Origin of the sequence: Sedimentitalea sp. (assembly GCF_039973035.1) — a bacterium.
GTDB lineage: Bacteria > Pseudomonadota > Alphaproteobacteria > Rhodobacterales > Rhodobacteraceae > Sedimentitalea.
In genome coordinates, this window is the sequence record NZ_JBDWLR010000042.1 from 389,380 (window position 1) to 414,418 (window position 25,039).

Below are 25,039 nucleotides of genomic sequence, written 5' to 3' on the forward strand. Positions count from 1 at the left end.
CTGCTGAGTTAGAACAGATGTAGGGCGATGCTGCGCAGGGCGCAAGGGATCGGTTCGTTGCATTTTGGCGCAGTGTTGGCCGGGATGGGCGTTATTTGCAACAGGGGGCATCATGCGCTGAAACAACGAGGCAGGGGCTCATGGACGCAGCCGTTTACCAAACATGGCAGGGTCATCATCCATTTGTCGCAGGAGGAGATCGGCCCAACACGTCATCACACGCAAGGTTTCGGCGTCAAAATGGGTCTCTACGTTCAGATCCTGCGCTGTGGCCACCGTGTCGTTGGCGGCGTCCTCAAGTGCGGGCGCAAAGCAAGGCCCCTGAAACCAGATTTCATCCATTTGTCTCGCGTCGTCGCTGTATCGCGCCGCGAACCAGTCATAGAGCGTTTGCGACAGGCGCAGCTTTTCGGTTGATCTTGGCGACGGTGCTGCCAGCAATAGGCGTCCGAATTGTTTGCCGAATGGTATGCAGGACGGGTGCTCTGCCCCCAATTCGGCCGCAAAGCGTCGTTGCAGCATACGCATCAACGCGAGGTCGGATAGGCAAAGCGATGCATTGGTAACGGAATCGTCGCCGATCTCGAAGGGGCGATCACCGAGAATTCTGGCCATGAAATCGTGACGCACATCACCATTGAGCAGCCGGTCGCGCACAAACGGACGCACGTTCAGCCGGTCTCCGAAGGCGTCGTGCCATCTTTTCAGTCGGGGCGCATAATCGAGCCGGCCGAGGCGGTCCATCCGCGCAGCAAAATCCTGCATGTCGCCAGTTGCATGGCCGTTCTTCAGGTTCTCGGAAAATTGCGACAGGAAGCGTCCGACGTGGGGGCGAATATAGGCGATGACCTGAACGGTTTCGGCGTGATCGGGGATGTGTTGCTTGATCGCTGCGGCGACGCGTTCGGGAGCAGAAAACTCGAACAACTCTGTCGAGATCACAGCCACGTCCCAATCCGGGTTCGCGAGATTCTTGGCAATGGCGCACCAGCGTTTGTCTTTCAGATGCTTATGCGTCGTCAAGCTGCGCGCCAGCCTGCCGTGCTGTATCGGTTTGGGCAGCAACAGCCTTGTGCCGGGCGTGTCATATCCATTGCCCATCAGCATTGATTGGATCGCGGTTGACCCGGTCTTGCAGTCACCGATATGCAGATAGAGCTGTTGCGTCATCCTCTAGCCGAGCGCGTCTCGAAACGCGCTTCGATAGGTTTCGGAGAGTTCAGACAGTGGTGCCGAAACCGAGCCGAATTGAACGGTGTCACCAGTGAAACGGCCAACCGATGAAATCGGTACACCTGCCTGTCCGGCGGCGATCATCAAGGCCTCGGCCTGATCAAAGTTACAGGCCACAAGATACCGGGCTTGATCCTCGCCAAAGAGGAATTCGGTTGCCAATGCGTCAAGCTGAATGCCCACGCCGGTACGTTCGGCGAGTTCAAAGGCGGCAAGCGCCAGACCACCATCAGACAGGTCGGTACAGGCGGTAACCATCGCGCGGTTGTCGCGGATAAAGCCGCCGTTGCGCTTTTCTGCGTCCAGATCAACCGCCGGTGCGTCGCCTTCCTCGCGGTTGAAGACCTCGGCGAGCAGAGCGGATTGACCGAGATGACCCAGAGTTTCGCCAACCAGCAACGCGACGTGGCCATCACGCACATCACATCCGATGATGTCATCTGTATGCGCCAGCAGCCCGACGGCGCCGATGGTCGGAGTGGGCAAGATGCCCGTACCGTCGGTTTCATTGTAAAGCGATACGTTACCCGAGACGATCGGCATATCGAGCGCTTCGCAAGCGGCGCCGATGCCCTTGATGGCACCCACGAACTGGCCCATGATTTCGGGCTTCTCCGGATTGCCAAAATTCAGGTTGTCGGTGGTCGCCAGCGGTTTTGCCCCAACGGCACAAAGATTGCGCCAGGCTTCGGCGACGGCTTGCTTGCCGCCTTCCTCGGGATTGGCGCGCACATAGCGAGGGGTGACATCGCTGGTAAAGGCCAGCGCCTTGTCCGTGCCGTGCACCCGCACGATGCCTGCGCCTAGGCCCGGTGTGCGGGCGGTGTCGGCCATGACCATCGTGTCGTATTGTTCATAGACCCATTGCTTGGCTGCATAGTTGGGCGAACTGATCAACGCGCGCAGTCCGTCAATCGGATCGATGCCCGGCACATCGGCCAAGGGCTCGGCCGGTGGGGTAGGGACCCAAGGACGGTCGTATTCAGGGGCAGAGCCAGACAGTGTGGCCAGCGGCAGATCGGCCATGACCTTACCGTTGTGTTCGACGATAAAGCGATCTTCGGCGATGGTTTCACCGACGATGGCAAAATCCAGATCCCATTTTTCAAACACCGCACGGGCCTCGGCCTCGAGCTCGGGGTTGAGAACCATCAACATCCGTTCCTGGGATTCCGACAACATCATCTCGTAGGCCGACATGTTTTCTTCGCGCTGAGGGACGGCGTTCAGGTTCAGCCGCACGCCGAGGCCGCCTTTGTCACCCATTTCAACGGCCGAGCAGGTAAGGCCGGCGGCACCCATATCCTGAATGGAAATCACGGCACCGGTCTGCATCAGTTCCAGTGTCGCCTCCATCAGGCGCTTTTCGGTGAAGGGATCGCCGACCTGAACCGTGGGGCGTTTTTCTTCGATGGTATCATCGAATTCGGCGCTGGCCATTGTGGCCCCGCCGACGCCGTCGCGACCTGTTTTGGCACCGAGATAGACAACAGGGCGACCGACGCCGCTGGCCGCCGAATAGAAAATCTTGTCGCTGTCAGCGAGCCCTGCAGCAAAGGCATTCACGAGGCAGTTGCCATTATAGGCCGGGTGAAACCGGACTTCGCCTCCGACAGTCGGCACGCCGAAACAGTTGCCATATCCCCCGACGCCTTCGACAACACCATTGACCAGTTGCTTGGTCTTGCGATGGCTGGTTTCGCCAAAGCTGAGCGAGTTCATTGCCGCGATCGGGCGGGCGCCCATGGTGAACACGTCGCGAAGAATTCCGCCAACACCGGTGGCCGCGCCCTGATAGGGTTCGATATAGGAGGGGTGATTGTGGCTCTCCATCTTGAAGACCACCGCTTGCCCATCGCCAATATCAACGATGCCCGCGTTCTCTCCGGGGCCGCAGATCACCTGAGGGCCGGAAGAGGGCAGGGTTCGAAGCCATTTTTTCGAGGACTTGTAGGAACAATGCTCGTTCCACATGGCCGAAAAGATACCGAGTTCCGTGAATGTGGGTTCGCGGTCAATGATACGCAGGATCTCGGCGTATTCTTCAGGTTTCAACCCGTGGTTTTCAATGATCTCAGGCGTGATGGCAGGCTCTTGCATCCAGTCGTTCCCCAGGGTGGCGTGATTGCCGTGTTGTTAGTGCAAGCGGCGTCCGGGGAAAAGCCCTGTTCCCATCTTGTCGCTTTTGACGCTTATTTCCTGCGGCCGGTGCGACATGTCCCCTTCAAAATGAAGCGCCGCCCAGCGTAAGTGCGGGGCGACGATCCTTGGTTCCAGTGGCGGCCATCGCGTACGTCGCAATGGTCGCCATGCTTGCTACTTCTTGGCGTTCTGATCTTCGATCTGCGCCTGCACCGCGCCGCTGGCACCAGCGGCAATCGCCTGCTTTTCCGCATCGCTCAGATCGTCATCGTGATCCAGTCCGGGGATCGCAACGCGAACTTCGCGGCGAGCGAATTCGATGCCGTTCTCGGCGAACTCCTTGCGAACGCGGTTGTAGATTTCCTTGCGGATGGTGAACTGGGTGCCCGGCTTGGCCATGAATTTGCCCCGCATGACAATGCCCACGTCATCGAACTGCAGAACACCCTGGCTCTTGAACGGTTCAAGAAAGTCATTCTCGAACAACGGATCGGCAAGCATCTCGGCACCAATCTTCTTGAAGATCTTCTTGACCTTGTTGGGGTCGGTATCGAACGGAACAGTGAACATCAGTTTCATGATCACCCAATCACGGCTGAAGTTGGTGACCTTTTCAACGCTGCCGTAGGGAATGGTATGCACGTTGCCCCGGTGATGGCGCAATTGCATCGAGCGGATGGAGATTTTTTCGACAGTACCCATGGTGCCCCCGACATCGACATACTCGCCAACCCGGAAGGCATCGTCGATCAGGAAAAAGACACCTGACACAATGTCTGTCACCAGTTTTTGGGCACCAAAACCGATAGCAAGGCCAAGGATACCGGCACCGGCCAGAAGCGGCGTGATATCGATGCCAAGCGATCCGACGGCCAGAAGCGTGAAAATGATAATGATGCCTGTCAGCGCACTTAGCCGCAACAGCGGCAGCACTGTCGCCAATCGCGAGCCACCGGCACCGCCTCCTTCGCCTCCTGCCGCGTCTTCGCTGACAGGTCCGCCGCTGGTCTGTTCCTTGGCCAGCTTGCGGTTGATCCAAAGCGAAACCAGTTCGAAGACGATGTAGCCAACTGCGAGCGTCATCAGAAATTCAACCAGACGCGAGCCAAAACCCTGCCGTTGAGCCGTAAAGTCGGCGATATTCATGTCCCAGGAATTAGCGATCAGCACGAGAACAATGCCCGCAATCAGGACCCGGCCGATGCGGATATAGCTGCGTTTGGTTGAACGATAGGCGCGTTCGGCGATTGGCCCCTGACCAATCATCGGAGGAACCAGATGACGGACAAGCCCGCGGACCAGCATATCCAGTGTCGGGGCCAGAATGAGCCAGAACAGGGTGGTGAAATGCGCACCCTTCAACAAGAGTTCGACCTTGCCGAGCCCGGTGAGCGTGGTGACCAGGACCCACATGAGGATCGCGACGGTAATCACATAGGACGGATAATAGCGCGCAACCACTTCATCATATTCGGAGCGATCAGGGTCTGAGCCCCGCATAAGTTCGACCAATCCGTCACGGGCAGTCCATGCGATGAAGATGATATAGATGTACACTGCTGTATCGAGCCAGAAACCGAGGCGTGTTTCGGCCAGTGAATGGCCGGAGTTCAGGTTAAAGCCGACCGCAAAAATCGTGAACCCGGAGAGCAGGATTAAGCCGACCAAGTTCTTGTGAAGGAATTTGGCCCAATTGTCATCAAGGCTGACAAGGCGCATCGCGGGTTGCTGCGGGGCCAGGACCAGTCGCGAGACCGCAGCACCAAGCCGTGGCCACCAAACCAGATAGGTGACCAGCGGAGCGACAAAAGTCATTTGTTGTGCATCCAGCAAAGCGCGACCAACCATCCGAATCGTGAAATAGAATATGATCAGCCCAAAGATTTCGCGCATGAAGCGTCGGAAAAGAAACTTGAGGGACTCTTGCAGGGTGGCGGTATCGGATGGCGGCCGGCTTCGCTGCCAGCGTTTCGTCAGCCTCTCAGCGAGATATTCTACGCCGAAGCCGACTGCGAGTGCGATTGCCGTGAGGCCCAGCATCTTGAGGACGCCAGACAGGCCTCCAAACTCTGCCACGAAGCTGCTGATCGCTTGGCCTTGTTTCTGAAGCAGGGTGGGCAGTTTTACGATTGCATCCAGTGGGTTCGAATAGAACGCAGTCCACAGAGTGTGGAGCCGTCCAAAGAAGCTGGTGCCGGCGGGTGTTGCGGATTGCGCTTCTGCGGCGGCTACAGCATCCAACCGATCCAGAAGCATGTTGCGGACCTGGTCATCGGACATGCGCGCGACCATTTCGCGAACGGCATCCTGTGTCAGTGGCTCGGGGAGTTCAGTGGTTGTGGTCTTTTCAGCGCTGCCTGAGCCGCCGCTGATCGCTGCCAGGGCCTGGCTTTGCGCATCTGTCGCTATCGTTTGGAAAGCAATGATGGTCACCAAAACAGCGCAAATGCGCGAAACTAGACCCATGATCAAACCTCCGAGTGTATTATTTCTTCCGTGATACATCTCATTGGCCGGGAATCACTCATAATTCAACAGAATTGACCAGTTCTCTCCCGTTAGTTGCGCGCTCGCGCCCAAGTTCTGGACGGCGCGGGACAAAAAAAGAGGCCGAGCACTAAGCTCGGCCAAAGTCCAACAGGGAGGTATGAAGTGATGAGCTATTAAGCATCAATCGCTTCGTGAGTTCAATTAGGCATCGGTTTCTGTTCGATCAAGACCCATATTGCCGCATCCATAGCAATGCCGCTATGCAGTGTTTGCATGGCTTAGTTATTTTCAAGTGATCTCAGGTGTTTACGGTAGGTAATGATTTCTTCCTGAACGAAGTCCCGAAAGGCGGCAATCCGCTGTGATTGGCGTAATTCCTCGGGATAGGCGAGAAACACCGGTACATCTGCCGACTCAACCTCGGGTAGAACCCGGACCAGTTGCGGAAAGTCATGCGTTACATAGTCCGGCAAGACACCGATACCCAGGTTATGTAGAACACCCTGAAGAACGCCAAAGTAGTTGTTGACCGTCAAGGTTGATCTCGGATTGTAGGTCATCAGGCTTTGAACCATGCTCGCACCGGCCATGACCTGGGCCGCATCCGTACTTTGACAGATCAATCTGTGGTCGGCGATGTCCTCGGCACTGTCAGGCATGCCATTCTGATCGAGATACTCACGCGAAGCATACATGAGCATCTGCACTGACATTAGGCGTTTGCGGATCAGGTCGGCCTGACTTGGTTCCTTCATGCGGATGGCAACGTCAGCCTCGCGCATGGGCAGATCAAGAACACGTTCATCAAGGATCAGGTCAACCTTTAGTTCCGGATACTTTTCATAGAGTTTGGGCAGGCGCGGGGCCAGCCAGAGCAGTCCGAAGCCAAAGGTTGTCGTGACGCGCAGCTCTCCAAAGACTTCCTCTTCGCTGTCCTTGATGCGCGCCGCTGCGGTTTCGAGCCGCTTGGACATGGAATTGGTTGCGTCAAACAACAACTCGCCCTGTTCGGTCAGTATCAGCCCACGCGCGTGGCGGTGAAAGAGAGTCGCACCCAGGCTGTCTTCGAGCGCACGGATCTGACGGCTGACAGCCGATTGAGAAAGATTCAGGCGGTCGCCAGCATGGGTCAGGCTGCCCGCATCCGCGACGGCGTGAAAAATTCTGAGCTTGTCCCAATCCATGCGAGATGCCTTCGATGCTGTGTCTTGCCCTATAAGAAGGGCCGCTATGCCCTCCATGCAACAGTCGCATCGTCACGGCAATCGTTTTTGGGCTATACAGGTCAGAAATTGTGACCTATTATCGGCGGAAATCTGGCACAATCATGTAAAGCGGGGAGGCAACATGAGCACGCAAAAGATCTCGTTGAATGATCGGTTCGATTTGACCAAGAGCCCAGTCATGCTCAATGGCACACAGGCGTTGGTGCGATTGATGCTGATGCAAAAGGCGCGAGACAAGGCAGCGGGGCTCAATACGGCCGGACTTGTTACGGGGTATCGGGGTTCGCCCCTGGGAGCCGTAGATCTTCAGATGCAACGTGCAGCCAAGCCTTTGGCCGAACATGACATCACATTTCAGTTAGGATTGAACGAAGACCTCGCGGCGACAGCGTTGTGGGGCAGCCAGCAAGCAGAGTTGCGCGGCGAAGGAAAGTTCGATGGCGTATTTGGGCTTTGGTACGGCAAGGGGCCGGGCGTGGACCGATCCGGCGATGTGATGAAGCACGCCAACATGGCCGGGACCAGCCCCAAGGGCGGTGTCCTGATGGCGATGGGGGATGACCATACCGGTGAATCCAGTACAGTTCTGCACCAAAGCGAATGGGCGTTGGTGGATGCCTATATGCCTGTGGTCAGCCCGGCTGGGGTGCAGGAGATCCTTGATTACGGCATCTATGGTTATGCACTGTCGCGCTATGCCGGGGTTTGGGTCGGCCTAAAGACCATGAAAGATACCATCGAAGTCACTTCGGTGGTCGATGGCGATCCGATGCGAAAGCAATTTGTCACGCCAGAGATCGACCTGCCCGAGGGTGGGCTGAGCATTCGTCTAATCGATACGCCCGCTGCACAGGAATCGCGTGTCATTGATCACAAACGCTTTGCAGCTGAGGCCTTTGCTCGTGCGAACCGCATCGACAAGCGTGTCTGGGGCAAGCCCGGGGCCAAGATCGGTTTTGTCGCAGCAGGCAAGAACTGGCTTGATCTCGTGCATGCGATGTCGCTGCTCAATATCGATGCAAACGAAGCAGAGCGTCTGGGTATCACCACCTACAAGGTCGGGCAAACGTTCCCGCTGGACATGGACAGTTTTCACGAATGGGCCGACGGTTTGGACCTGATCGTCGTCATCGAAGAAAAACGCAAACTGATCGAAGTGCAGGTCAAGGAAGCGATCTTCGATGATCGTGGTGGTCGTCGTGTCTATGGCTGGCACAAAGGCGATTCCTGGGAGCATGGGCGCCGGATGGAGCTGTTTCCGACGCGCGGGGCTCTCGATCCGATCATGATCGCCGAAAAGCTGGGCGGCATTCTGATCGAAGAGGGCCGTGAAACTGACGGAATCCGGGCCGGGATGTCGGCGTTGGATGATGCGCGCCGCAACGACAACGCCGAAGAGATTGCCGCGCGTTTGCCCTATTTCTGTTCGGGCTGCCCGCATAACAGCTCAACCAAACTGCCGGATGGCAGCAGGGCCTATGCCGGGATCGGGTGTCATTATATGGCGCAGTGGATGGACCGATCGACCATCGGTTACACGCATATGGGCGGCGAAGGTGCCAACTGGATCGGGGAAGCACCGTTTTCCCAGACCAATCACGTCTTCCAGAACTTGGGGGATGGCACCTATAACCATTCAGGCATTCAGGCGATCCGCGCCGCGCAGGCCGCGAAAACGAATATCACCTACAAGATCCTGTACAATGATGCCGTCGCGATGACTGGCGGGCAACACAATGAGGGCGATCTGGACGCGCCCCGTATCGCGCGGGAACTAAAGGCCATCGGGATCAAACGGGTTGCCGTGGTCTATGATGAAAAGGAAGAGCCTGCGCGCGATGTCTTTCCAAAAGGATTGGAGTGGCACGAACGGGCCGAGATGGACGCGGTGCAACGCGAGTTTCGCGAGATCGAAGGCGTCAGTGCCATCATCTATATCCAGACCTGTGCTGCCGAAAAACGTCGCCGCCGCAAGCGCGGGTTGTTTCCTGATCCCGACAAGCGCGTCTTTATCAATACGGATATCTGCGAAGGCTGTGGCGATTGCGGTGTTCAGTCCAACTGTGTGTCGATCGTGCCGGCCGAAACCGAACTGGGGCGCAAGCGGGCGATCGATCAATCCAGCTGCAACAAGGATTTTTCCTGTCTCAAGGGCTTCTGCCCGTCTTTCGTGACGCTGGAAGGGGCCAAGGTAAAGAAAGAGGCAACCACCGAGTTGACGCTTCCTGACTTGCCGCATCCGGATCTGCCCGAGATCAACGGCACTCATAACGTGGTGATTACCGGCGTCGGGGGCACTGGCGTGGTCACGATTGGCGCCCTGTTGGCGCAGGCTGCCCAGATCGACGGCAAAGGCGCCGGAATGATGGAAATGGCAGGGCTGGCCCAAAAGGGCGGCGCCGTGCACATCCACTGCCGGCTCGCCAACAAGCCCGAGGATATCAGCGCCATCCGGGTTGCGACAGGTGAGGCACACGCGCTGATCGGTGGTGATCTGGTGGTCAGTGCCGGGTCCAAGACGATTGGGCTGATGAAAACCGGACAAACCGGAGCAGTGGTGAACAGCCACGAGATCATCACTGGCGATTTTACCCGCAACACCGAGTTCGCGCTCCCCTCTGATCGGCTGGCACTGGCTCTGCAGGCGCGGATAAAGGAGCGGCTTGACCTGTTTGATGCCTCGGATCTGGCGCGTGCCACGCTGGGGGACTCAATCTTTTCCAACATGATGGTGTTTGGCGGAGCCTGGCAGCGCGGGTTGATCCCGGTGAGCTATGAAGCGTTGACTGGCGCGATCCAATTGAATGGCGCCGCGGTTGAGCGGAACCTTCGGGCGTTTGAAATCGGCAGATGGGCGGTGCTCTATCCCGACGAGGCAGCGGCCCTGTCCAAGCCCAAGGTGATCGAACTGCCGAGAACGCTGAACGACAAGATCGCATATCGCGTCGACCATTTGACTCAGTATCAGAACAAGCGGTTGGCCAAACGCTATCGTAAACTTGTGGATAGTGTAGAGGGCTCTGAATTGAGGGAAGCCGTGGCCAAGGGGTACCACAAGCTGCTGGCCTACAAGGACGAATACGAGGTGGCCCGCCTGTTGCTGAGCAGTCAGGAAAAGGCCGCCGCCGAGTTTGACGGTGATTTCAAGATGACATTCCATCTGGCGCCGCCGATGTTGGGTGGCACCGGTTCCGACGGACGCCCGAAAAAACGTGCCTTTGGTCCATGGATGCAAACACCTCTCAAAATGTTGAGGTCGCTCAAGATGCTGCGTGGTACGCCGCTGGACCTGTTCGGATACGGTGCAGAACGCAAGATGGAACGGGCGCTGATCCGGCAATACGAGACAGACATGCAGGAGGTATTGTCGAAAGTGACTCCGCAGACCCAGGAGATAGCAGTGGCGCTGGCACGTCTGCCTCTGGATATCCGAGGGTTCGGTCCGGTCAAGGTGGCGAACGAGGCTAAGGCGGCAAAACGGCGCGAGGAATTGCTCGCGGCGTTCCGCAAGGGAGGGCCGGAAATGGCTGCGGCAGCCGAATAGAAAAACTGTTACGAGTCTGATATACGATCATTCAGAGTGACAGCTATCGGCCAAGGCCGAAGCCCTGCAATAGTGGTCCGTCCGCATGATATCACGCCGACATGTTGTCCGCGACATTTCCTATTCCCATTCCGCCGCAACGCGCGGTGGACGCGTAATGATCCGGTTGATGGAAAACAGCACGGGACGGATACGGCTGATCAAACGCGCCATCGGATATGAGCAGGAGATTGCGCAAGGACGCGACTTTTGGTCGGTGATGGTCGAACGGTATGGCCTGACACTGGATGTGGTCGAAGGATCGTTGGCGAATATCCCGTCCGAAGGCCCACTGATCCTGATTGCCAACCATCCCTACGGGATTCTTGATGGGTTGATGATGGGGCATATTCTGTCGCAGACGCGCGCGGAGTTTCGAATTCTCGCCCACCGGATTTTTCGCAAGGCCGAGGAACTTGAGCGGATCGTCCTGCCGATTTCCTTTGATGAAACCAAGGAGGCCGTGCGCCTGAATCTTGAAACGCGGAAAGAGGCGTTGGGATATTTGCATCAGGGCGGCGCGATCGGGCTTTTCCCCGGGGGGACTGTCAGTACCGGGGTGAAGCCATTTTCCTATCCGATGGACCCGGGTTGGCGCAGCTTTACCGCAAGGATGATTGCCAAATCGAATGCCACGGTCGTGCCGGTGTTCTTTGATGGACACACCAGCCGATTGTTCCAGATCGCCAGCCATTTGCACACGAACTTGCGTATGGGGCTGCTAATCAAGGAGTTCCGCAAGCGCATCGACAGCCCAGTCAAGGTGGTCATTGGAGCACCGTTGGGGCGCGACATTCTCGACCCGCTTGCCAAAGACTCAAAAGCGATGATGGATTTTCTACGAAAAGCCACTTATGAGCTGTCTCCAACGCCGTTAAAGTCCTATGACTACGGCTGTGAGTTTGAGGACAAGCATCGCGCTTGAGCAAGATGGCAGTAGGTATTTTCGATTCCGGGCTGGGCGGGTTGACCGTTCTTGCGGCGGCGCAAAAGCGTCTGCCGGATGTGGATTTTCTGTATCTTGGCGACAGTGCCAACGCGCCCTATGGGGTTCGGGATGCGGATGATGTTTATGATCTGACGACCAAGGCGGTCGAACGCTTGTGGGATGCGGGCTGTGATCTGGTTATTCTCGCCTGCAACACCGCCAGCGCCGCTGCATTGCGGCGGATGCAGGAAGGTGGGTTGCCCAAGGGCAAACGGGTTCTGGGTGTCTTTGTGCCGTTGATTGAGGCCATGACCGAGCGGCAATGGGGCGACAATTCTCCGCCGCGTGAAGTCGCAGTCAAGCATGTCGCGCTGTTTGCTACCCCCGCGACCGTGGCCAGTCGGGCCTTTCAGCGGGAACTGGCGTTTCGCGCAATCGGTGTCGATGTCGAGGCGCAGGCCTGTGGCGGGGTCGTCGATGCCATTGAGGATGGCGACATGATCCTGGCCGAAGCCTTGGTGCGCAGTCATGTCGATGCACTGAAGCGCAAGATGCCGCACCCGCAGGCGGCAATCCTCGGCTGTACGCATTATCCTTTGATGCAGCAGGCGTTTCAGGATGCTCTGGGTCCCGACGTGCAGGTATTCAGTCAGGGCACGCTGGTCGCCGAAAGTCTCGCAGACTATCTGGAGCGGCATCCTGATATGCTGGGTACAGGCGCGGCCGGATATCTGACCACGGGCGATGCGCGCCGTGTGAGTGACCGCGCAACACAGTTCTTGCGACGACAGATCACATTTGACGCGGCCTGATCTTGGTCAAGGCGCGCACTGGATACAGCCGCTAGATTTCCCTTCGTTCCGAGGGCACTGGCACATCTCAATTCACTATCAATGAACGAAGTCTGACATGACCCACAAAATCGCAATTCTTGGTGCCAGCGGATATACAGGCGCCGAACTGATCCGGTTGATCGCCGGGCACCCGAACATGGAAATCGTTGCCCTGTCCGGTGAACGTAAGGCCGGAATGAAGATGGCCGAGGTGTTTCCACACCTGCGCCATATGGACCTGCCGACACTGTGCAAGATCGACGAGATTGATTTTACCGGCGTAGACCTGTGTTTCTGTGCCTTACCGCACAAGACGAGCCAAGAGGTCATTCGTGATCTTCCGAAGAACCTGAAAATCGTTGATTTGTCCGCTGATTTCCGGCTGCGTGACGCGGCGGACTATCAGAAATGGTATGGCAACGCTCATGCGGCCTTGGCGCAGCAGGACGAGGCGGTTTACGGACTGAGCGAGTTCTACCGTGACGAGATCCGCGCCGCGAGATTGGTGGCCGGAACCGGTTGCAACGCAGCGACCGGGCAGTTCGCACTGCGGCCATTGATTTCGGCAGGGGTCATTGATCTGGATGATATCATCCTCGATCTGAAATGCGCGGTTTCCGGCGCAGGGCGGAGCCTGAAGGAAAACCTGCTGCATGCGGAGTTGAGCGAGGGCTACAATGCCTATGCTGTCGGGGGCACGCACCGGCACCTTGGAGAATTTGATCAGGAATTCAGTGCCTTGGCAGGTCGTCCTGTGCGTGTACAATTCACGCCGCACTTGATCCCGGCGAACCGGGGTATTCTTGCGACGGTCTATGTCAAAGGCGATGCACAGGTGATCTACGAGACCTTTGTTGCGGCTTATGGCGACGAAACTTTTGTTGAAGTTCTGCCGTTTGGGAAAGCGCCAAGCACGCATGATGTGCGCGGATCGAACTTTGTCCATATCGGCGTTGCGGCGGATCGGATCGAAGGGCGGGCAATCGTGATCGCGGCACTGGATAATCTGACCAAAGGCAGCAGCGGGCAGGCATTGCAAAACGCCAACCTGATGCTGGGCGAGGAAGAGACTTTGGGGTTGATGATGGCTCCGCTGTTTCCCTGAATTCAGCGCATGACGCGCATATTGGAGGGCGATAGATGCGAAACCTGAAAAAACAACGCCGAATGCAGGTGATCGCATTGGCTGCGGTGTCTTTGCTGTTGGCAACCGCTTTGATCGGGTACGGGATGCGAGACGGGATCAACTTTTTCCGCGCGCCGAGCCAGATTATGGCGGAACCGCCGGCTCCGAATGAGGTCTTTCGCATTGGCGGATTGGTCGAGGAAGGCACGCTTGAACGTGGGCAGGGCGAAGTGATCAGGTTCTCCGTGACCGATGGGGGCGCGTCGGTCCCCGTCACGTTCTCTGGCGTGCTACCCGATCTTTTTGCCGAGAACCAAGGGATGGTGGGGACCGGAAATTACGTCAACGGGGTTTTCGAAGCCACTGAAATTCTTGCGAAACATGACGAAACTTATATGCCCAAAGAGGTTGTCGACGCGTTGAAGGAACAAGGCGTGTATCAGGATCCTAACGACAGCTGAACGCGTTGTCCTGACCGTGGTCGCGAAGTGTTCAGAACCGATGCGTACGGTGTAATTGGCAGGAATTAACATTTCTTGTGGAGATTTTCCGGCGTTGGTTCGGGAGACATCCATGCAGAGTGTACGTCAGATAGCCGAAGAAATCGTTGCCCGCGAAGGTGGGTATGTGAATGATCCGGATGATCGGGGAGGCGCGACAAAGTACGGCGTGACCATCCATACGATGCGCCGGTTGAGGCTGGACCTGACCGGGGATGGTGTGGTGGGCGTCGGCGATGTGCAAGCGTTGAGCCGAGCGCAAGCTGTCGACATTTTCATCACCCACTATTTTGAACAACCCCGGATCGCGGAAATGCCTGCCGCGCTGCAGGCCAGCCTGTTTGACATGTATGTGAATGCAGGCGGCAACGCGGTTAAGATCTTGCAACAGATGTTGCGTGATATGGGGTATGCCGTTGCCGTTGATGGGGCGATCGGGCCACAGACATTAAAGGCGGTGCGGGACGCTGCGGCGCCAGATGCTGCCTCATTGCGCGATGCCTATGGCGTGGCTCGACGTAACTACTATTTCCGGATTGCCGACAGCCGCGTGGCGAGCCGCAAGTATGCACGCACACGTGCTGGAGGAAAGGGCGGCTGGATCAAACGCGCCGAAGAGTTCCTGTCGCCTAAATTTCATCTCTCGCAGGCGCAGTTTCAACAGAGGGTGGCGGCATGGGGCTGATTCAGGGATTTCTGACACTGGTGTTTGGGAGCGGGCGAAATGTGATCCGCGAGACGGCCGAAGTCTTTACCGAAAATTCCGAGGCCGGAGCCCAGCGGGCAGCATCCGTTCAGGGGCAGGCGATGCAGCAATTCGGTGCCGAGTTCGCGGTGCCACGGGCCGGGCTGTTTGATCGGTTTATGGACGGGCTTAATCGGTTGCCGCGACCGGCATTGGCTCTTGGGACGCTTGGCCTGTTCATAACTGCAATGATTGATCCTTTGTGGTTTGCGGCGCGGATGCAGGGGATTGCGCTGGTGCCGGAACCGCTGTGGTGGTTGCTGGGCGTCATCGTGTCGTTCTACTTTGGTGCGCGTCACCAGATGAAAGCGCAACATTTTCAGCGCGAGGTCGCGACTACGATGTCGCGCGTGCCGCAGGTGATCGAGAACATCGGCAAGCTGGAGCGGATGCGGGCGGACAGCCCCGGTGCCGCCGACCCGGGACCGGACGCGAATCTGTGTGTCGCGGTACTGCATCCCGGAGACAATCCTGCGTTAGAGGAATGGAAGGCGCGTCGACTGGCATGAGGCTTGCGACAATGTGATCCTTGTTGGCCGTCGAAAAGCATTGGCCCTCCGCCGACGGGGGCCTATACCTTTCGGCATGATTACAGAACTTGGCCATTTCGCCCTGATCCTCGCCTTTATGGTTGCAATTGTTCAGATGGTGGTGCCCCTAGTCGGGGCCCATAATCGTTGGCCCGGTTGGATGGCATTGGCCGAGCCTGCAGCCACTGTGCAGTTCATGCTGACTGCGTTTTCCTTTTGTGCGCTGACCTGGGCCTTTGTGACGTCTGATTTCAGCCTGAAACTGGTCGTGGAGAATAGCCATTCGGCAAAGCCAATGCTCTACAAGATCAGCGGAACGTGGGGAAATCACGAAGGGTCAATGTTGCTCTGGGTGCTGATCGTCACCTTGTTTGGTGCGATGGCGGCATGGTTTGGCGGAGGGCTTCCGCCGTCGCTCAAGGCGCGGGTGCTCAGCGTTCAGGCGGCGATCGCGGTGGCGTTCTTTGCGTTCATTCTGTTCACGTCCAATCCTTTCCTGCGCCTTGCGGTACCGCCGTTTGACGGGCAGGATCTGAATCCGCTGTTGCAGGATCCGGGTTTGGCCTTTCACCCGCCATTCCTCTATCTGGGGTATGTTGGGCTGAGCATGGCATTTTCCTTTGCGGTGGCGGCGCTGATTGAGGGCCGTGTCGATGCCGCGTGGGGACGTTGGGTTCGCCCTTGGACGCTTGCGGCGTGGATATTTCTGACCATTGGCATCGCGCTCGGTTCTTGGTGGGCCTATTACGAGCTGGGTTGGGGCGGGTTCTGGTTTTGGGATCCGGTCGAAAACGCCTCGTTCATGCCGTGGTTGCTGGCGGCGGCCTTGTTGCATTCCGCGATTGTTGTGGAAAAGCGAGAAAGCCTGAAGAGCTGGACGATCCTGCTGGCGATCCTTGCCTTTGGCTTTTCCCTGATCGGGACGTTTATTGTGCGCTCGGGGCTGCTGACCAGTGTCCATGCCTTTGCCAATGACCCTGAACGTGGGGTCTTTATCCTGATGATCCTCGTCGTGTTTACCGGAGGCGCGCTGACGCTGTTTGCGATGCGTGCAGGTGCGCTTGAGGCCAAAGGCGTGTTTGGAATCGTCAGCCGGGAAAGTGCGCTTGTCGCGAACAATGTGATTCTAGCCGTGGCGTGTTTCGTGGTGTTCACCGGCACGATGTGGCCGATGATCGCCGAGATGTTCTTTGGCCGTAAGCTGAGCGTCGGGCCGCCTTTCTTTAATCTTGCCTTTACCCCGTTCATGGTGCTGCTGGGGCTGATCATGCCGATTGGTGCGATGCTGCCGTGGAAACGTGGGCGCATTGGTCGGGCGATCCGCCCACTGCGCGGTGCGTTCATACTGGCGGTGGCGCTTGGCATGTTGGTCTGGGCAATGCAGTCCGGGCGCAGTGCCTTGGGTCCGGTTGGCTTGTTCCTCGGTGCATGGATGGTGTTTGGTGCGCTGATCGACCTGTGGTCACGTACCGGGCGCGGGAATGACAGGTTTGGTCGGTTGCGCAGGTTGCCACGGGCGGATTGGGGCAAGGCCTGCGCCCATGCCGGGCTGGGCATCACGATGTTCGCGATTGCCGGGCTGACCGCTTGGGAAGAGGAAGACATTCGTGTTGTTGCTATGGGTGAACCCTACGATGTCGGTGCCTACACTCTGACTCTGCACGATGTGGCTGAGACGACCGGGCCAAACTATTTCAGTACGACCGGAAACGTGTCCCTCACGAGGGATGGTCGAGAGTTGGCGCAGTTGCACCCGGAAAAGCGTCAATATCCGGTGGCACGCATGCCCACGACCGAGGCGGCAATCGACTATCGGTTCATGCGTGATGTTTACGTGGTTCTCGGTGATAAGCAGGCCGATGGTGGTTGGATCATGCGGGTCTATATCAAGCCCTTTACCAACTGGATTTGGGGTGGTTGTTTGCTGATGGCACTTGGCGGGGCGCTTAGCCTGTCAGATCGTCGTTTCAGGGTGGCAGCCGGTGCGCGACGCCTCAAGGCGCAGGGGATTCCAGCAGAATGATCTTGCGTGTTGCCATTGCATTCCTGTTCTGCGCCTCGGCGGTTTTTGCCGTACAGCCTGACGAAGTCCTTGATGATCCGGTTCTGGAAGAACGGGCACGAGAGCTGAGCAAGGAGTTGCGCTGTCTCGTCTGCCGCAACGAGAGCATCGACGAAAGCAATGCCGATCTGGCGCGCGATCTGCGTTTGTTGGTGCGCGAGCGGTTGGTGGCCGGTGACAGCGATGATGAGGCCATTACATTCATCGTCGACCGTTACGGCGAATATGTCCTGCTGCGTCCGACCATGGGTGGCTCCAACTGGGTGCTGTGGGCGGCGGGACCGCTGATGCTCTTGCTTGCTGGGGGGATCGGTGCCGGATACCTGCGCAAACGAGCGCACGCCACCGGGACGCAAGAGGCCGCGTTGAGTGACGAGGAGCAGGAACGGCTGCGCCGAATTCTCGACGAATAACGCAGGGTTCCTCTTTTCATGAGGAACGGGTTGCGTCAGTCTGCCGCCGAACAGTCAGACGAGGGCGCGATGGACTATCAGACAATCACGGTCGAAATCACGGATGGGCTGGGCGTTCTGACGCTGAACCGGCCGGACAAGATGAATTCGCTGACCGGACAGATGCGAGCCGAGATCAACCACGCGATGCGCGATATGGCGGGTTCGGCACGGGTGATCGTGCTGACCGGGGCAGGGCGCGCGTTTTGCACCGGGCAGGACCTCGGTGATTCCGGCGATGCGACGCAGGTTGATCTGGAACGGACCCTGCGGGATGAATATGCGCCGATGCTGGAAGCGATATATGATTGTCCGGTGCCGACGATTGCCGCGGTGAACGGGCCGGCAGCAGGCGCAGGGGCCAACCTTGCGCTGGCCGCAGATATCGTGATCGCCACTGAGAGCGCTTACTTTCTGCAGGCCTTTGCCCGGATCGGGCTATTGCCGGATGCAGGCGGAACCTGGTTCATGCCGCGGCAGATGGGGTTCGCCAAGGCGATGGGGGCGGCATTGTTTGCTGACAAGATCAGCGCGCGCCAGGCCGATGACTGGGGCTTGATCTGGGAAGCCGTAGCGGATGACGCGTTCGAGGCACATTGGAAGGCGCGGGCCACACAGTTGGCGTCAGGACCGACCATGGCCTATGGCGCGATCAAACAGGCGATACGCGGCAGTTTTGGCAAGTCATTGCCAGAGCAGCTCGAAACCGAAGCGCATTTGCAAGGGCAATGCGGAAAGTCCCGCGATTTCCGCGAGGGCGTGCTGGCCTTCATGGAAAAGCGCCCGGCAAAATTCGAAGGTCGGTAGCGTCCTCTCTATGCGTCTGCGGCGACTCGAATGCGCAAGGCGTTGAACCGGGAGCGGAGTTAGTACCCGGCTCTGAAGGGCGCTTTGCCTCATGGGACTCGCGCGAATGTCGTGAACCGCGGATTTGAGCGAGTACCGTGAAAAACGGTGGCAGGTAGTTCGATAGCCACTCAAAGGGGCAAACAGAAACTCTGTATTTCAGAGGGTTCGCGACTGGAATGAAAGTGCAGGCTTCTGTTGCCAGGTGCCTGCGAACCCCGCCTTACACTGCTAGGCGCAAGGACTTAAGTTTCGGTACTGTTACTGCTTACGCAGCAACGGCAACCGGAGCACGATTGTCATTTGCAATTGTACTTGTTTCGCCGGTAACGGTGGCAGACAGCCGAGACAAAGCTAACCCCTTTAGACGTTCGTCGATCCTATTTCGGCCCCAAGATCCTCAAATGAAGGATGTTTGGTGGAGCCGCCGGGTACCGCCCCCGGGTCCGATCCGCTTATTACGAGCGCGTTTATGTCCATAGTCCCGAAGGACAGCCACAATATAGACAGGGAAGTCCGGGGTTGCAATTGGCGCTGTGTGGTTGTGAGCACAAACTTGCATTCTGTAGTTGATCAGAACGCCGCTTGCGTCATTCCTCTTGCGGCTTGGCGCGCGCGGCAAAGACGTTTTGCGCAAGTGTGAGCGTTTCGATCTCAAGTGCGGCGAGCGCGGCGCTTGCCGCAGGTCCGTCCTGCGATTCGATGGCATTGGCAATGTCGGTGTGAAGCTTGACGATGGCCTCGCGCGAACGGGCGGTAAAGGTGATCATGTTCATCAAGGGCTGCATTGCCTCGACCGCGCCGGCGAGCTGATAGGACAGCACCGGATTGCCGGCCCCATCGACCAACGCCCGGTGGAATGCCACGTCAGAGGCGCAGAATGCCTCGTCTGTCAGGCCGGGTTGGCCTTGCCTGAAAATCTCGGCACGCATCGTTGCCAGATGGTCCGCGCTGCGGCGGGCGGCAGACAGCGCGGCACAAGCGCGTTCCATCGCGTAACGCGCTTCGCAAGCGGTTTCAAAGCTGACTGCGTTCATCGACAGGAGCAGGGTCGAGGTGGTGATCTGCTGGGAATAGGCATCCAGATAGCTGAGACGATTGACGAATGCGCCGCCCGATGCGCCCCGTTGCGTGCGGATCAGCGATTGTGCCGCCAGCCGTTTCAGCGCTTCGCGCACCGTCGGGCGAGATACGGCGAAATGATCGGCAAGTTCGGCTTCCGATGGCAGGCGTTCATCCACGATCAATTCACCCGCCATGATCGCGTCGCGAATGGAAGTTGCGATTTGCGCTGAGAGGTCCGCATTGCTGTTGGGGTCAATTTGCATCGGTGAACTTTTCATTTGTCTGACATTTAAAAGTCTGACATTTAAAAGGCAAGAGATGAGTCGGGCAGACTGGGAGGATGCCGTGCCTGTGGCCATGCTTCGCAATGTTCTTTGGCTGGGTTTTTTCGCCGCGATCCTCTGGGCGTGGTGGGTGCTCTATTCGATGGCCGTTGGGATGGACCTCGATCTGATCGGGCAACCGGGACCCATGGGCGAATCCATGCGCGGGATGGACCCGCGCATGGACATGTATATGCCGATGGCGAATTTCTGGCCGCTGTTCTGGATGTGGGCGGTGATGATGGCGGCGATGATGCTGCCGACGCTGGTACCGACGCTGCAGAGCTATGACGACCTGATCACAAGCGCTGATGGCGGCCGGGCTGGATGGCTGGGCGTGACATCGGGCTATCTGATCGTCTGGATTGGCTTTGCGGCGATCATCGCGGTGGTACAACTGGCGCTGCTGTTCGGGGGCGCCATCGACATGCTCGGGATCGCGACCTCTCCGTTTCTGGCGGGGGGCCTACTGATCATGGTCGGACTGTTCCAGTTCACGCGAACAAAGGAGGTCTGCCACGGTGTTTGCCACAGCCCGATGACCTATTTTCTGGGCCATTGGCGGACCGGGTTCTCCGGAGGCCTGCGGATGGGACTCGGATTGGGGGCCTATTGCGTTGGCTGCTGTTGGGGCTTCATGGCGCTCGGGTTTGTGGGCGGCGTGATGAGCCTGCTCTGGATGGGGCTGGCGACACTCTTCATGGTGGTGGAAAAGCTACCGCAAATTGGACACTATGTAACAAAGCCAATGGGGTTCCTATTGGTTGCCGCGGGCATCGCGGTGATCGGTTGGCCCTGGTTTGTTGGAGGATAAAGACATGGCGACAAACAAGCGACCGGATGCGGACCGGCTGCCAATCAGTCAGAGAATCGACAGCCGAATGCCAAACCCGAAACGGCGCCAGATGACGCCGACGGAATGGGCGATCAAAGGCGAGCTCATCCTGAACTGTTCCTGTGACGTATTCTGCCCTTGTGTGGTCTCGCTGGGCGCACATCCTCCGACCGAGGGGCACTGTCATGCCTGGATGGGTATCATCATTGACGAGGGCCACTACGAGGGCGAAGACCTGTCGGGTCTGAATGTCGGCCTGCTGGTCGACATTCCGGGCCGCATGGGCGAGGGGCAATGGAAGGTGGCCGCCTATGTCGACGAACGTGCCAGTGGCAAAGCCTACAACGGCCTCTTGCAAATCTTCAGCGGTGCCGCAGGCGGTACAACGGGGTTGTTCACCATGTTGGTGAGCGAAATCATCGGGGCAGAACGTGCACCGGTGCAGATCGACCGTGATGGAAACCGGCGCCGTATTGCCATCGGACGCAAGATTCGGGGCGAGGTCGAAATGCTCGAAGGGAAGGATTCGGATCATCCCGTCATGGTGACCAACAGCAAATACTGGATGGGGCCGGATATCATCGTGGCGCGCGGTCTGAAATCCAAGGTGCGTGATTATGGTCGGGTCTGGGATTTTGGCGGGAAATCGGCCGAAGTGTGCCCGATTGACTGGCACGGCCCCAAATGAAGATCGGCCGTCAGTATTGCGTGATGATGGCGCGGTACAACACCTGGCAGAACCGACAGGTGTATGATCTGCTGCGCGATGTTGACCCGGACGAATTGACACGTGACCGGGGGGCATTCTTTGGCTCAATCCTTGCCACACTGAGCCATCTGTTGTGGGGCGACCATATCTGGATGTCTCGATTTGATGGTGGAAGCGCGCCAGAAGTGGCCGGTGACAAAAGCACAACCCTCGTTCCGACGCTGGGTGCCTGGGAGGCCGAACGGTTCCGGATGGACGGGCGCATTCGGTTGTGGGCAGAGGCGCTGGACAATGTCGATCTGCAGGGCGATCTGGTCTGGTTTTCCGGGATGTCCGGGCGCGAGATGAGAAAGCCATTGGCGCATTGTGTCGTCCACATGTTCAACCACCAAACCCATCATCGTGGTCAGGTACATGCGATGATGACAGGGGCGGGATTGACTGCGCCGGTCAGCGATCTGATCTTCATGCCAGAGGAGGATGCATGATGGCGGCTCCGGTGCTGTCCCTGTCGCGCAGGCTGCGCAGGACGCCGTTTTCTGACGGAGTCGAGGCTGCCGGGGTCAAGGCCTACTCGGTCTATAATCATATGCTGATCCCGACGATGTTTCGCAGCCTGCACGAGGACTATCGCCATCTCAAGGAGGCGGTACAGATCTGGGATGTGGCCTGCGAACGGCAGGTCGAACTGCGCGGTCCGGATGCCGGACGATTGATGCAGATGCTGACGCCGCGAGATCTGCGTGGGATGACGCCGGGGCAGTGTTACTATGTGCCGATCGTTGATGAGACCGGCGGCATGTTGAATGATCCGGTTGCAGTCAAGCTGGCCGAGGATCGGTGGTGGATATCCATCGCCGACAGCGATCTTCTGTATTGGGTCCGGGCGACGGCCATCGGTTGGCGACTGGATGTTCTGGTGGACGAACCCGACATCTCTCCATTGGCGATACAGGGGCCGAGGGCCGATGATCTTATGGCGCAGGTTTTTGGTGATTCCGTGCGCGACATCCGGTTCTTTCGTTTCGGAATTTTTGATTTTCAGGGGCGTGACATGGTGATCGCGCGCTCGGGCTATTCCAAGCAGGGCGGGTTTGAGATTTATGTCGAAGGCGGCGATATCGGCATGCCGCTGTGGCATGCGCTGATGGAGGCAGGCAAGTCGCTGGATGTGCATGCGGGCTGTCCGAACCTGATCGAGCGTATCGAAGGCGGGTTGCTGAGTTATGGCAATGACATGAACGACGACAACACGCCGCATGAATGTGGATTGGGCAAGTTTTGCAACACGCATACGGCGATTGGTTGCATTGGGCGGGACGCGTTATTGCGGGTCGCCAAGGAAGGCCCGGTTCAGCAGGTTCGCGCTATTGCGATCGACGGGCCGCCGGTGCCGGCATGTGATCGCTGGTGGCTGCTGACGGCAAAGGGCAAACCCGTCGGGCGGATAAGTTCCGCCGCGTGGAGCCCCGATTTTGACACCAACGTTGCCATCGGGATGGTTCGCATGACTCATTGGGAGCCGGATACCGAGGTCGAGGTTGTCACACCGGATGGAACACGCGGAGCAATCGTGCGCGAGACATTCTGGCTCTAGCGTGTACGGGAAGGTCGGATGCCTCCGGCGGGAGTATTTTCACAAAGCTGAAATCAGCAGAGACAAGCCTGGTCGCGCAGGACGCGTGGCCGCAACATGAAGGAGTTTGAGATGTTTAACGCATTGGTTGTGAACAAGGACGAAGAGAGCGGTAAGACGAGTGCTGCGGTCACGCAGATTGGTCTGGATGATCTTCCGCATGGTGATGTGACGGTGGCAGTGGAATACTCCACTGTGAACTACAAAGATGGTCTTTGTATCGGGCCGGGCGGCGGTTTGGTGCGCAAATACCCGCATGTGCCTGGCATTGATTTTGCCGGGACCGTCGAAGAGTCATCGGATGACCGTTACAAGGCAGGTGACAAGGTGGTTTTGACCGGTTGGCGTGTGGGCGAGGCGCATTGGGGCGGTTATTCCCAGAAGGCGCGCGTGAATGCGGATTGGCTGGTGCCGCTGCCGGACGGGCTGAACACACGGACGGCGATGGCAGTCGGAACGGCCGGGTTTACGGCGATGCTGGCGGTGATGGCGCTGGTGGATCATGGATTGGAAACCGGTCACGGGCCGGTCTTGGTGACCGGCGCTGCGGGCGGGGTTGGGTCTGTCGCGACGGCGATCCTCGCCGGACTTGGCTATGAAGTGGCCGGTGTGACCGGGCGACCCGAAACAGCAGACTATCTGAAATCGCTTGGCGCAAGCCAGATTGTTGCGCGAGAAGAGATCAACGAAACCATCAAGCGTCCGCTGGAAGGCGAGACCTGGGCTGGCTGTGTTGATGCCGTTGGTGGTGCGATGTTGGCACGGGTGCTTGGCCAGATGAAATACGGAGCCTCTGTTGCTGCCGTCGGTCTTGCCGGGGGCGCGGGGTTGCCGGCGACGGTGATTCCGTTCCTGCTGCGGGGCGTGAATCTGCTGGGCATCGACAGCGTGATGCAGCCCTACGATAACCGTCTGCGCGCGTGGCAGCGGATTGCGAGCGATCTGCCGATGGACAAGCTGGAAGCGATGGTGCAGCCAGCAACGCTGGGTGATCTGCCACAGTTGGGATCGGATATCCTGCAGGGCCAGGTAAAGGGCCGCGTTGTGGTAGACGTAAACGCCTGAGCAGGCACGCAGTACATTCTGTTTGAACGGATTTCTGGCGGGTGCACACTCGCCGGAGATATCAGTCCATCGTCGCAACCGGTGGACGATTGGTCGCGAGTGGTTGCAAGTCCTGATGTGTTCGCATTACCGTGAGTCCTGACAAGCTGGCCCAGCGAGGCCGGACATCTCCGATATCTGCTCGGGCAAACACGCATGGTCCGCTTGGTTCTTGCGGAACGTGCAACTACAGGAAAAGGGGTCTCTCGTGTTCTCCAAGATCATGGTGCCAGTCGATCTGGCCCACGTGGCACATCTGGGTCGCGCACTGAAGGTGGCGGCCGAGTTGGCCGGACTTTACAATGCCGAACTGTGCTTTGTCGCTATTACCGCACCGACACCGGGTCCGGCGGCGCATAATCCGCAGGAATTCGCTGCAAAGCTCGAGGCGTTCGCGCAGAGCGAGGCCGAAACATATGGTGTAAAGGCAACTTCGCACAGCGTCGTCAGCCACGATCCGGCAGTCGATCTGGATCGCTCGCTACTAAAGGCACGCGAAGAACTTGGCGCCGATCTGGTTGTCATGGCCAGTCACGTTCCGGGCATTGCCGACTACTTGTTTCCGTCTCACGGTGGCCGCATGGCGAAGCATGCCGAAGTCTCGGTAATGGTCGTGCGCCCAGAATGACGGCGACACGTCGTTTTATCGAACACAAAAGCAATTACACGGG

Annotated in this window: 21 protein-coding genes and 1 other RNA gene; 16 read left to right on the forward strand and 6 right to left on the reverse strand. The window is 58.1% G+C overall.

What is annotated here, in order from left to right:
- Positions 1-138: 138 nt before the first annotated feature.
- The 4 genes from ABJO75_RS10570 to ABJO75_RS10585 all read right to left on the reverse strand — a co-directional run bounded on the left by ABJO75_RS10570 (position 139) and on the right by ABJO75_RS10585 (position 7,049).
- The gene (locus ABJO75_RS10570; RefSeq protein ID WP_348130016.1) at positions 139-1,170 is read right to left on the reverse strand and encodes a hypothetical protein; all 1,032 of its coding nucleotides are present in this window, start codon (positions 1,168-1,170) and stop codon (positions 139-141) included.
- A 3-nt stretch (positions 1,171-1,173) separates the two neighbouring features.
- Complete coding sequence (purL, locus tag ABJO75_RS10575) at positions 1,174-3,333, reverse strand: phosphoribosylformylglycinamidine synthase subunit PurL (protein WP_348130019.1); 2,160 nt, start codon at positions 3,331-3,333, stop codon at positions 1,174-1,176.
- 216 nt (positions 3,334-3,549) lie between these two features.
- Positions 3,550-5,841: a mechanosensitive ion channel family protein gene (locus ABJO75_RS10580; RefSeq protein ID WP_348130022.1), complete on the reverse strand. Its 2,292-nt coding sequence runs from the start codon at positions 5,839-5,841 to the stop codon at positions 3,550-3,552.
- Positions 5,842-6,143: 302 nt separating this feature from the next.
- Positions 6,144-7,049, reverse strand: coding sequence for a LysR family transcriptional regulator (locus ABJO75_RS10585; RefSeq protein ID WP_348130025.1), 906 nt, complete (start codon positions 7,047-7,049; stop codon positions 6,144-6,146).
- Positions 7,050-7,212: 163 nt separating this feature from the next.
- Between ABJO75_RS10585 and ABJO75_RS10590 the strand changes: the two genes are divergently transcribed.
- The 10 genes from ABJO75_RS10590 (at position 7,213) to ABJO75_RS10635 (ending at position 18,657) form a co-directional block, all read left to right on the forward strand.
- Positions 7,213-10,635 (forward strand): indolepyruvate ferredoxin oxidoreductase family protein, encoded by a 3,423-nt coding sequence (locus tag ABJO75_RS10590; protein ID WP_348130028.1) that lies wholly within the window; start codon positions 7,213-7,215, stop codon positions 10,633-10,635.
- 85 nt (positions 10,636-10,720) lie between these two features.
- A complete protein-coding gene (locus ABJO75_RS10595; RefSeq protein WP_348130031.1) occupies positions 10,721-11,599 on the forward strand; it encodes a lysophospholipid acyltransferase family protein in 879 nt (292 codons plus the stop codon).
- Between the two features lie 5 nt (positions 11,600-11,604).
- Positions 11,605-12,414 (forward strand): aspartate/glutamate racemase family protein, encoded by an 810-nt coding sequence (locus ABJO75_RS10600; RefSeq protein WP_348130469.1) that lies wholly within the window; start codon positions 11,605-11,607, stop codon positions 12,412-12,414.
- 97 nt (positions 12,415-12,511) lie between these two features.
- On the forward strand, positions 12,512-13,540 hold the full coding sequence (argC, locus tag ABJO75_RS10605) for an N-acetyl-gamma-glutamyl-phosphate reductase (RefSeq protein ID WP_348130034.1): 1,029 nt from the start codon (positions 12,512-12,514) through the stop codon (positions 13,538-13,540).
- Positions 13,541-13,575: 35 nt separating this feature from the next.
- On the forward strand, positions 13,576-14,022 hold the full coding sequence (ccmE, locus tag ABJO75_RS10610; RefSeq protein WP_348130037.1) for a cytochrome c maturation protein CcmE: 447 nt from the start codon (positions 13,576-13,578) through the stop codon (positions 14,020-14,022).
- A 112-nt stretch (positions 14,023-14,134) separates the two neighbouring features.
- On the forward strand, positions 14,135-14,746 hold the full coding sequence (locus ABJO75_RS10615) for a holin-associated N-acetylmuramidase (RefSeq protein WP_348130040.1): 612 nt from the start codon (positions 14,135-14,137) through the stop codon (positions 14,744-14,746).
- A complete protein-coding gene (locus ABJO75_RS10620; RefSeq protein WP_348130042.1) occupies positions 14,737-15,315 on the forward strand; it encodes a holin family protein in 579 nt (192 codons plus the stop codon). The genes ABJO75_RS10615 and ABJO75_RS10620 overlap by 10 nt, the downstream gene beginning before the upstream one ends.
- A 76-nt stretch (positions 15,316-15,391) precedes the next feature.
- Positions 15,392-17,359 carry a heme lyase CcmF/NrfE family subunit gene (locus ABJO75_RS10625; protein WP_348130045.1) on the forward strand — a complete coding sequence of 656 codons (1,968 nt, stop codon included), beginning with the start codon at positions 15,392-15,394 and terminating at the stop codon, positions 17,357-17,359.
- Positions 17,356-17,811: a cytochrome c-type biogenesis protein gene (locus tag ABJO75_RS10630; RefSeq protein WP_348130048.1), complete on the forward strand. Its 456-nt coding sequence runs from the start codon at positions 17,356-17,358 to the stop codon at positions 17,809-17,811. The genes ABJO75_RS10625 and ABJO75_RS10630 overlap by 4 nt, the downstream gene beginning before the upstream one ends.
- Before the next feature lie 69 nt (positions 17,812-17,880).
- Complete coding sequence (locus ABJO75_RS10635; RefSeq protein ID WP_348130051.1) at positions 17,881-18,657, forward strand: enoyl-CoA hydratase-related protein; 777 nt, start codon at positions 17,881-17,883, stop codon at positions 18,655-18,657.
- A 223-nt stretch (positions 18,658-18,880) separates the two neighbouring features.
- Here the strand turns inward: ABJO75_RS10635 and ssrA are convergent.
- Positions 18,881-19,228: a transfer-messenger RNA gene (ssrA, locus tag ABJO75_RS10640) on the reverse strand.
- A gap of 58 nt (positions 19,229-19,286) precedes the next feature.
- Entirely contained in the window at positions 19,287-20,024 is a 738-nt protein-coding gene (locus ABJO75_RS10645) for an FCD domain-containing protein (protein WP_348130053.1), read from the reverse strand.
- A gap of 55 nt (positions 20,025-20,079) precedes the next feature.
- Here ABJO75_RS10645 and ABJO75_RS10650 point away from each other — a divergent pair, with 55 nt between their 5' ends.
- The 6 genes from ABJO75_RS10650 (at position 20,080) to ABJO75_RS10675 (ending at position 24,996) form a co-directional block, all read left to right on the forward strand.
- Entirely contained in the window at positions 20,080-20,898 is an 819-nt protein-coding gene (locus ABJO75_RS10650) for a DUF2182 domain-containing protein (protein ID WP_348130056.1), read from the forward strand.
- Between the two features lie 4 nt (positions 20,899-20,902).
- Positions 20,903-21,607, forward strand: coding sequence for a DUF1326 domain-containing protein (locus tag ABJO75_RS10655; protein WP_348130059.1), 705 nt, complete (start codon positions 20,903-20,905; stop codon positions 21,605-21,607).
- Entirely contained in the window at positions 21,604-22,116 is a 513-nt protein-coding gene (locus ABJO75_RS10660; protein ID WP_348130061.1) for a DinB family protein, read from the forward strand. Before ABJO75_RS10655 ends, ABJO75_RS10660 begins: the two co-directional genes overlap by 4 nt.
- Positions 22,116-23,225, forward strand: coding sequence for a dimethylsulfoniopropionate demethylase (locus ABJO75_RS10665; protein WP_348130472.1), 1,110 nt, complete (start codon positions 22,116-22,118; stop codon positions 23,223-23,225). The genes ABJO75_RS10660 and ABJO75_RS10665 overlap by 1 nt, the downstream gene beginning before the upstream one ends.
- Before the next feature lie 111 nt (positions 23,226-23,336).
- A complete protein-coding gene (gene acuI, locus ABJO75_RS10670; RefSeq protein ID WP_348130064.1) occupies positions 23,337-24,329 on the forward strand; it encodes an acryloyl-CoA reductase in 993 nt (330 codons plus the stop codon).
- A 247-nt stretch (positions 24,330-24,576) separates the two neighbouring features.
- On the forward strand, positions 24,577-24,996 hold the full coding sequence (locus ABJO75_RS10675; RefSeq protein ID WP_348130067.1) for a universal stress protein: 420 nt from the start codon (positions 24,577-24,579) through the stop codon (positions 24,994-24,996).
- The last annotated feature ends 43 nt before the right edge of the window (positions 24,997-25,039 follow it).

Coding starts and splice junctions, on each gene's coding strand:
- ABJO75_RS10580 (WP_348130022.1), bottom strand. CDS start 5,841: ATGGGTCTAGTTTCGCGCATTTGCGCTGTTTTGGTGACCATCATTGCT.
- ABJO75_RS10635 (WP_348130051.1), top strand. CDS start 17,881: ATGGACTATCAGACAATCACGGTCGAAATCACGGATGGGCTGGGCGTT.
- acuI (WP_348130064.1), top strand. CDS start 23,337: ATGTTTAACGCATTGGTTGTGAACAAGGACGAAGAGAGCGGTAAGACG.
- ABJO75_RS10620 (WP_348130042.1), top strand. CDS start 14,737: ATGGGGCTGATTCAGGGATTTCTGACACTGGTGTTTGGGAGCGGGCGA.
- ABJO75_RS10645 (WP_348130053.1), bottom strand. CDS start 20,024: ATGCAAATTGACCCCAACAGCAATGCGGACCTCTCAGCGCAAATCGCA.
- ABJO75_RS10600 (WP_348130469.1), top strand. CDS start 11,605: ATGGCAGTAGGTATTTTCGATTCCGGGCTGGGCGGGTTGACCGTTCTT.
- ABJO75_RS10585 (WP_348130025.1), bottom strand. CDS start 7,049: ATGGATTGGGACAAGCTCAGAATTTTTCACGCCGTCGCGGATGCGGGC.
- ccmE (WP_348130037.1), top strand. CDS start 13,576: ATGCGAAACCTGAAAAAACAACGCCGAATGCAGGTGATCGCATTGGCT.
- ABJO75_RS10595 (WP_348130031.1), top strand. CDS start 10,721: ATGATATCACGCCGACATGTTGTCCGCGACATTTCCTATTCCCATTCC.
- ABJO75_RS10655 (WP_348130059.1), top strand. CDS start 20,903: ATGGCGACAAACAAGCGACCGGATGCGGACCGGCTGCCAATCAGTCAG.
- ABJO75_RS10570 (WP_348130016.1), bottom strand. CDS start 1,170: ATGACGCAACAGCTCTATCTGCATATCGGTGACTGCAAGACCGGGTCA.
- ABJO75_RS10650 (WP_348130056.1), top strand. CDS start 20,080: ATGAGTCGGGCAGACTGGGAGGATGCCGTGCCTGTGGCCATGCTTCGC.
- ABJO75_RS10590 (WP_348130028.1), top strand. CDS start 7,213: ATGAGCACGCAAAAGATCTCGTTGAATGATCGGTTCGATTTGACCAAG.
- argC (WP_348130034.1), top strand. CDS start 12,512: ATGACCCACAAAATCGCAATTCTTGGTGCCAGCGGATATACAGGCGCC.
- ABJO75_RS10660 (WP_348130061.1), top strand. CDS start 21,604: ATGAAGATCGGCCGTCAGTATTGCGTGATGATGGCGCGGTACAACACC.
- ABJO75_RS10665 (WP_348130472.1), top strand. CDS start 22,116: ATGGCGGCTCCGGTGCTGTCCCTGTCGCGCAGGCTGCGCAGGACGCCG.
- purL (WP_348130019.1), bottom strand. CDS start 3,333: ATGCAAGAGCCTGCCATCACGCCTGAGATCATTGAAAACCACGGGTTG.
- ABJO75_RS10625 (WP_348130045.1), top strand. CDS start 15,392: ATGATTACAGAACTTGGCCATTTCGCCCTGATCCTCGCCTTTATGGTT.
- ABJO75_RS10630 (WP_348130048.1), top strand. CDS start 17,356: ATGATCTTGCGTGTTGCCATTGCATTCCTGTTCTGCGCCTCGGCGGTT.
- ABJO75_RS10615 (WP_348130040.1), top strand. CDS start 14,135: ATGCAGAGTGTACGTCAGATAGCCGAAGAAATCGTTGCCCGCGAAGGT.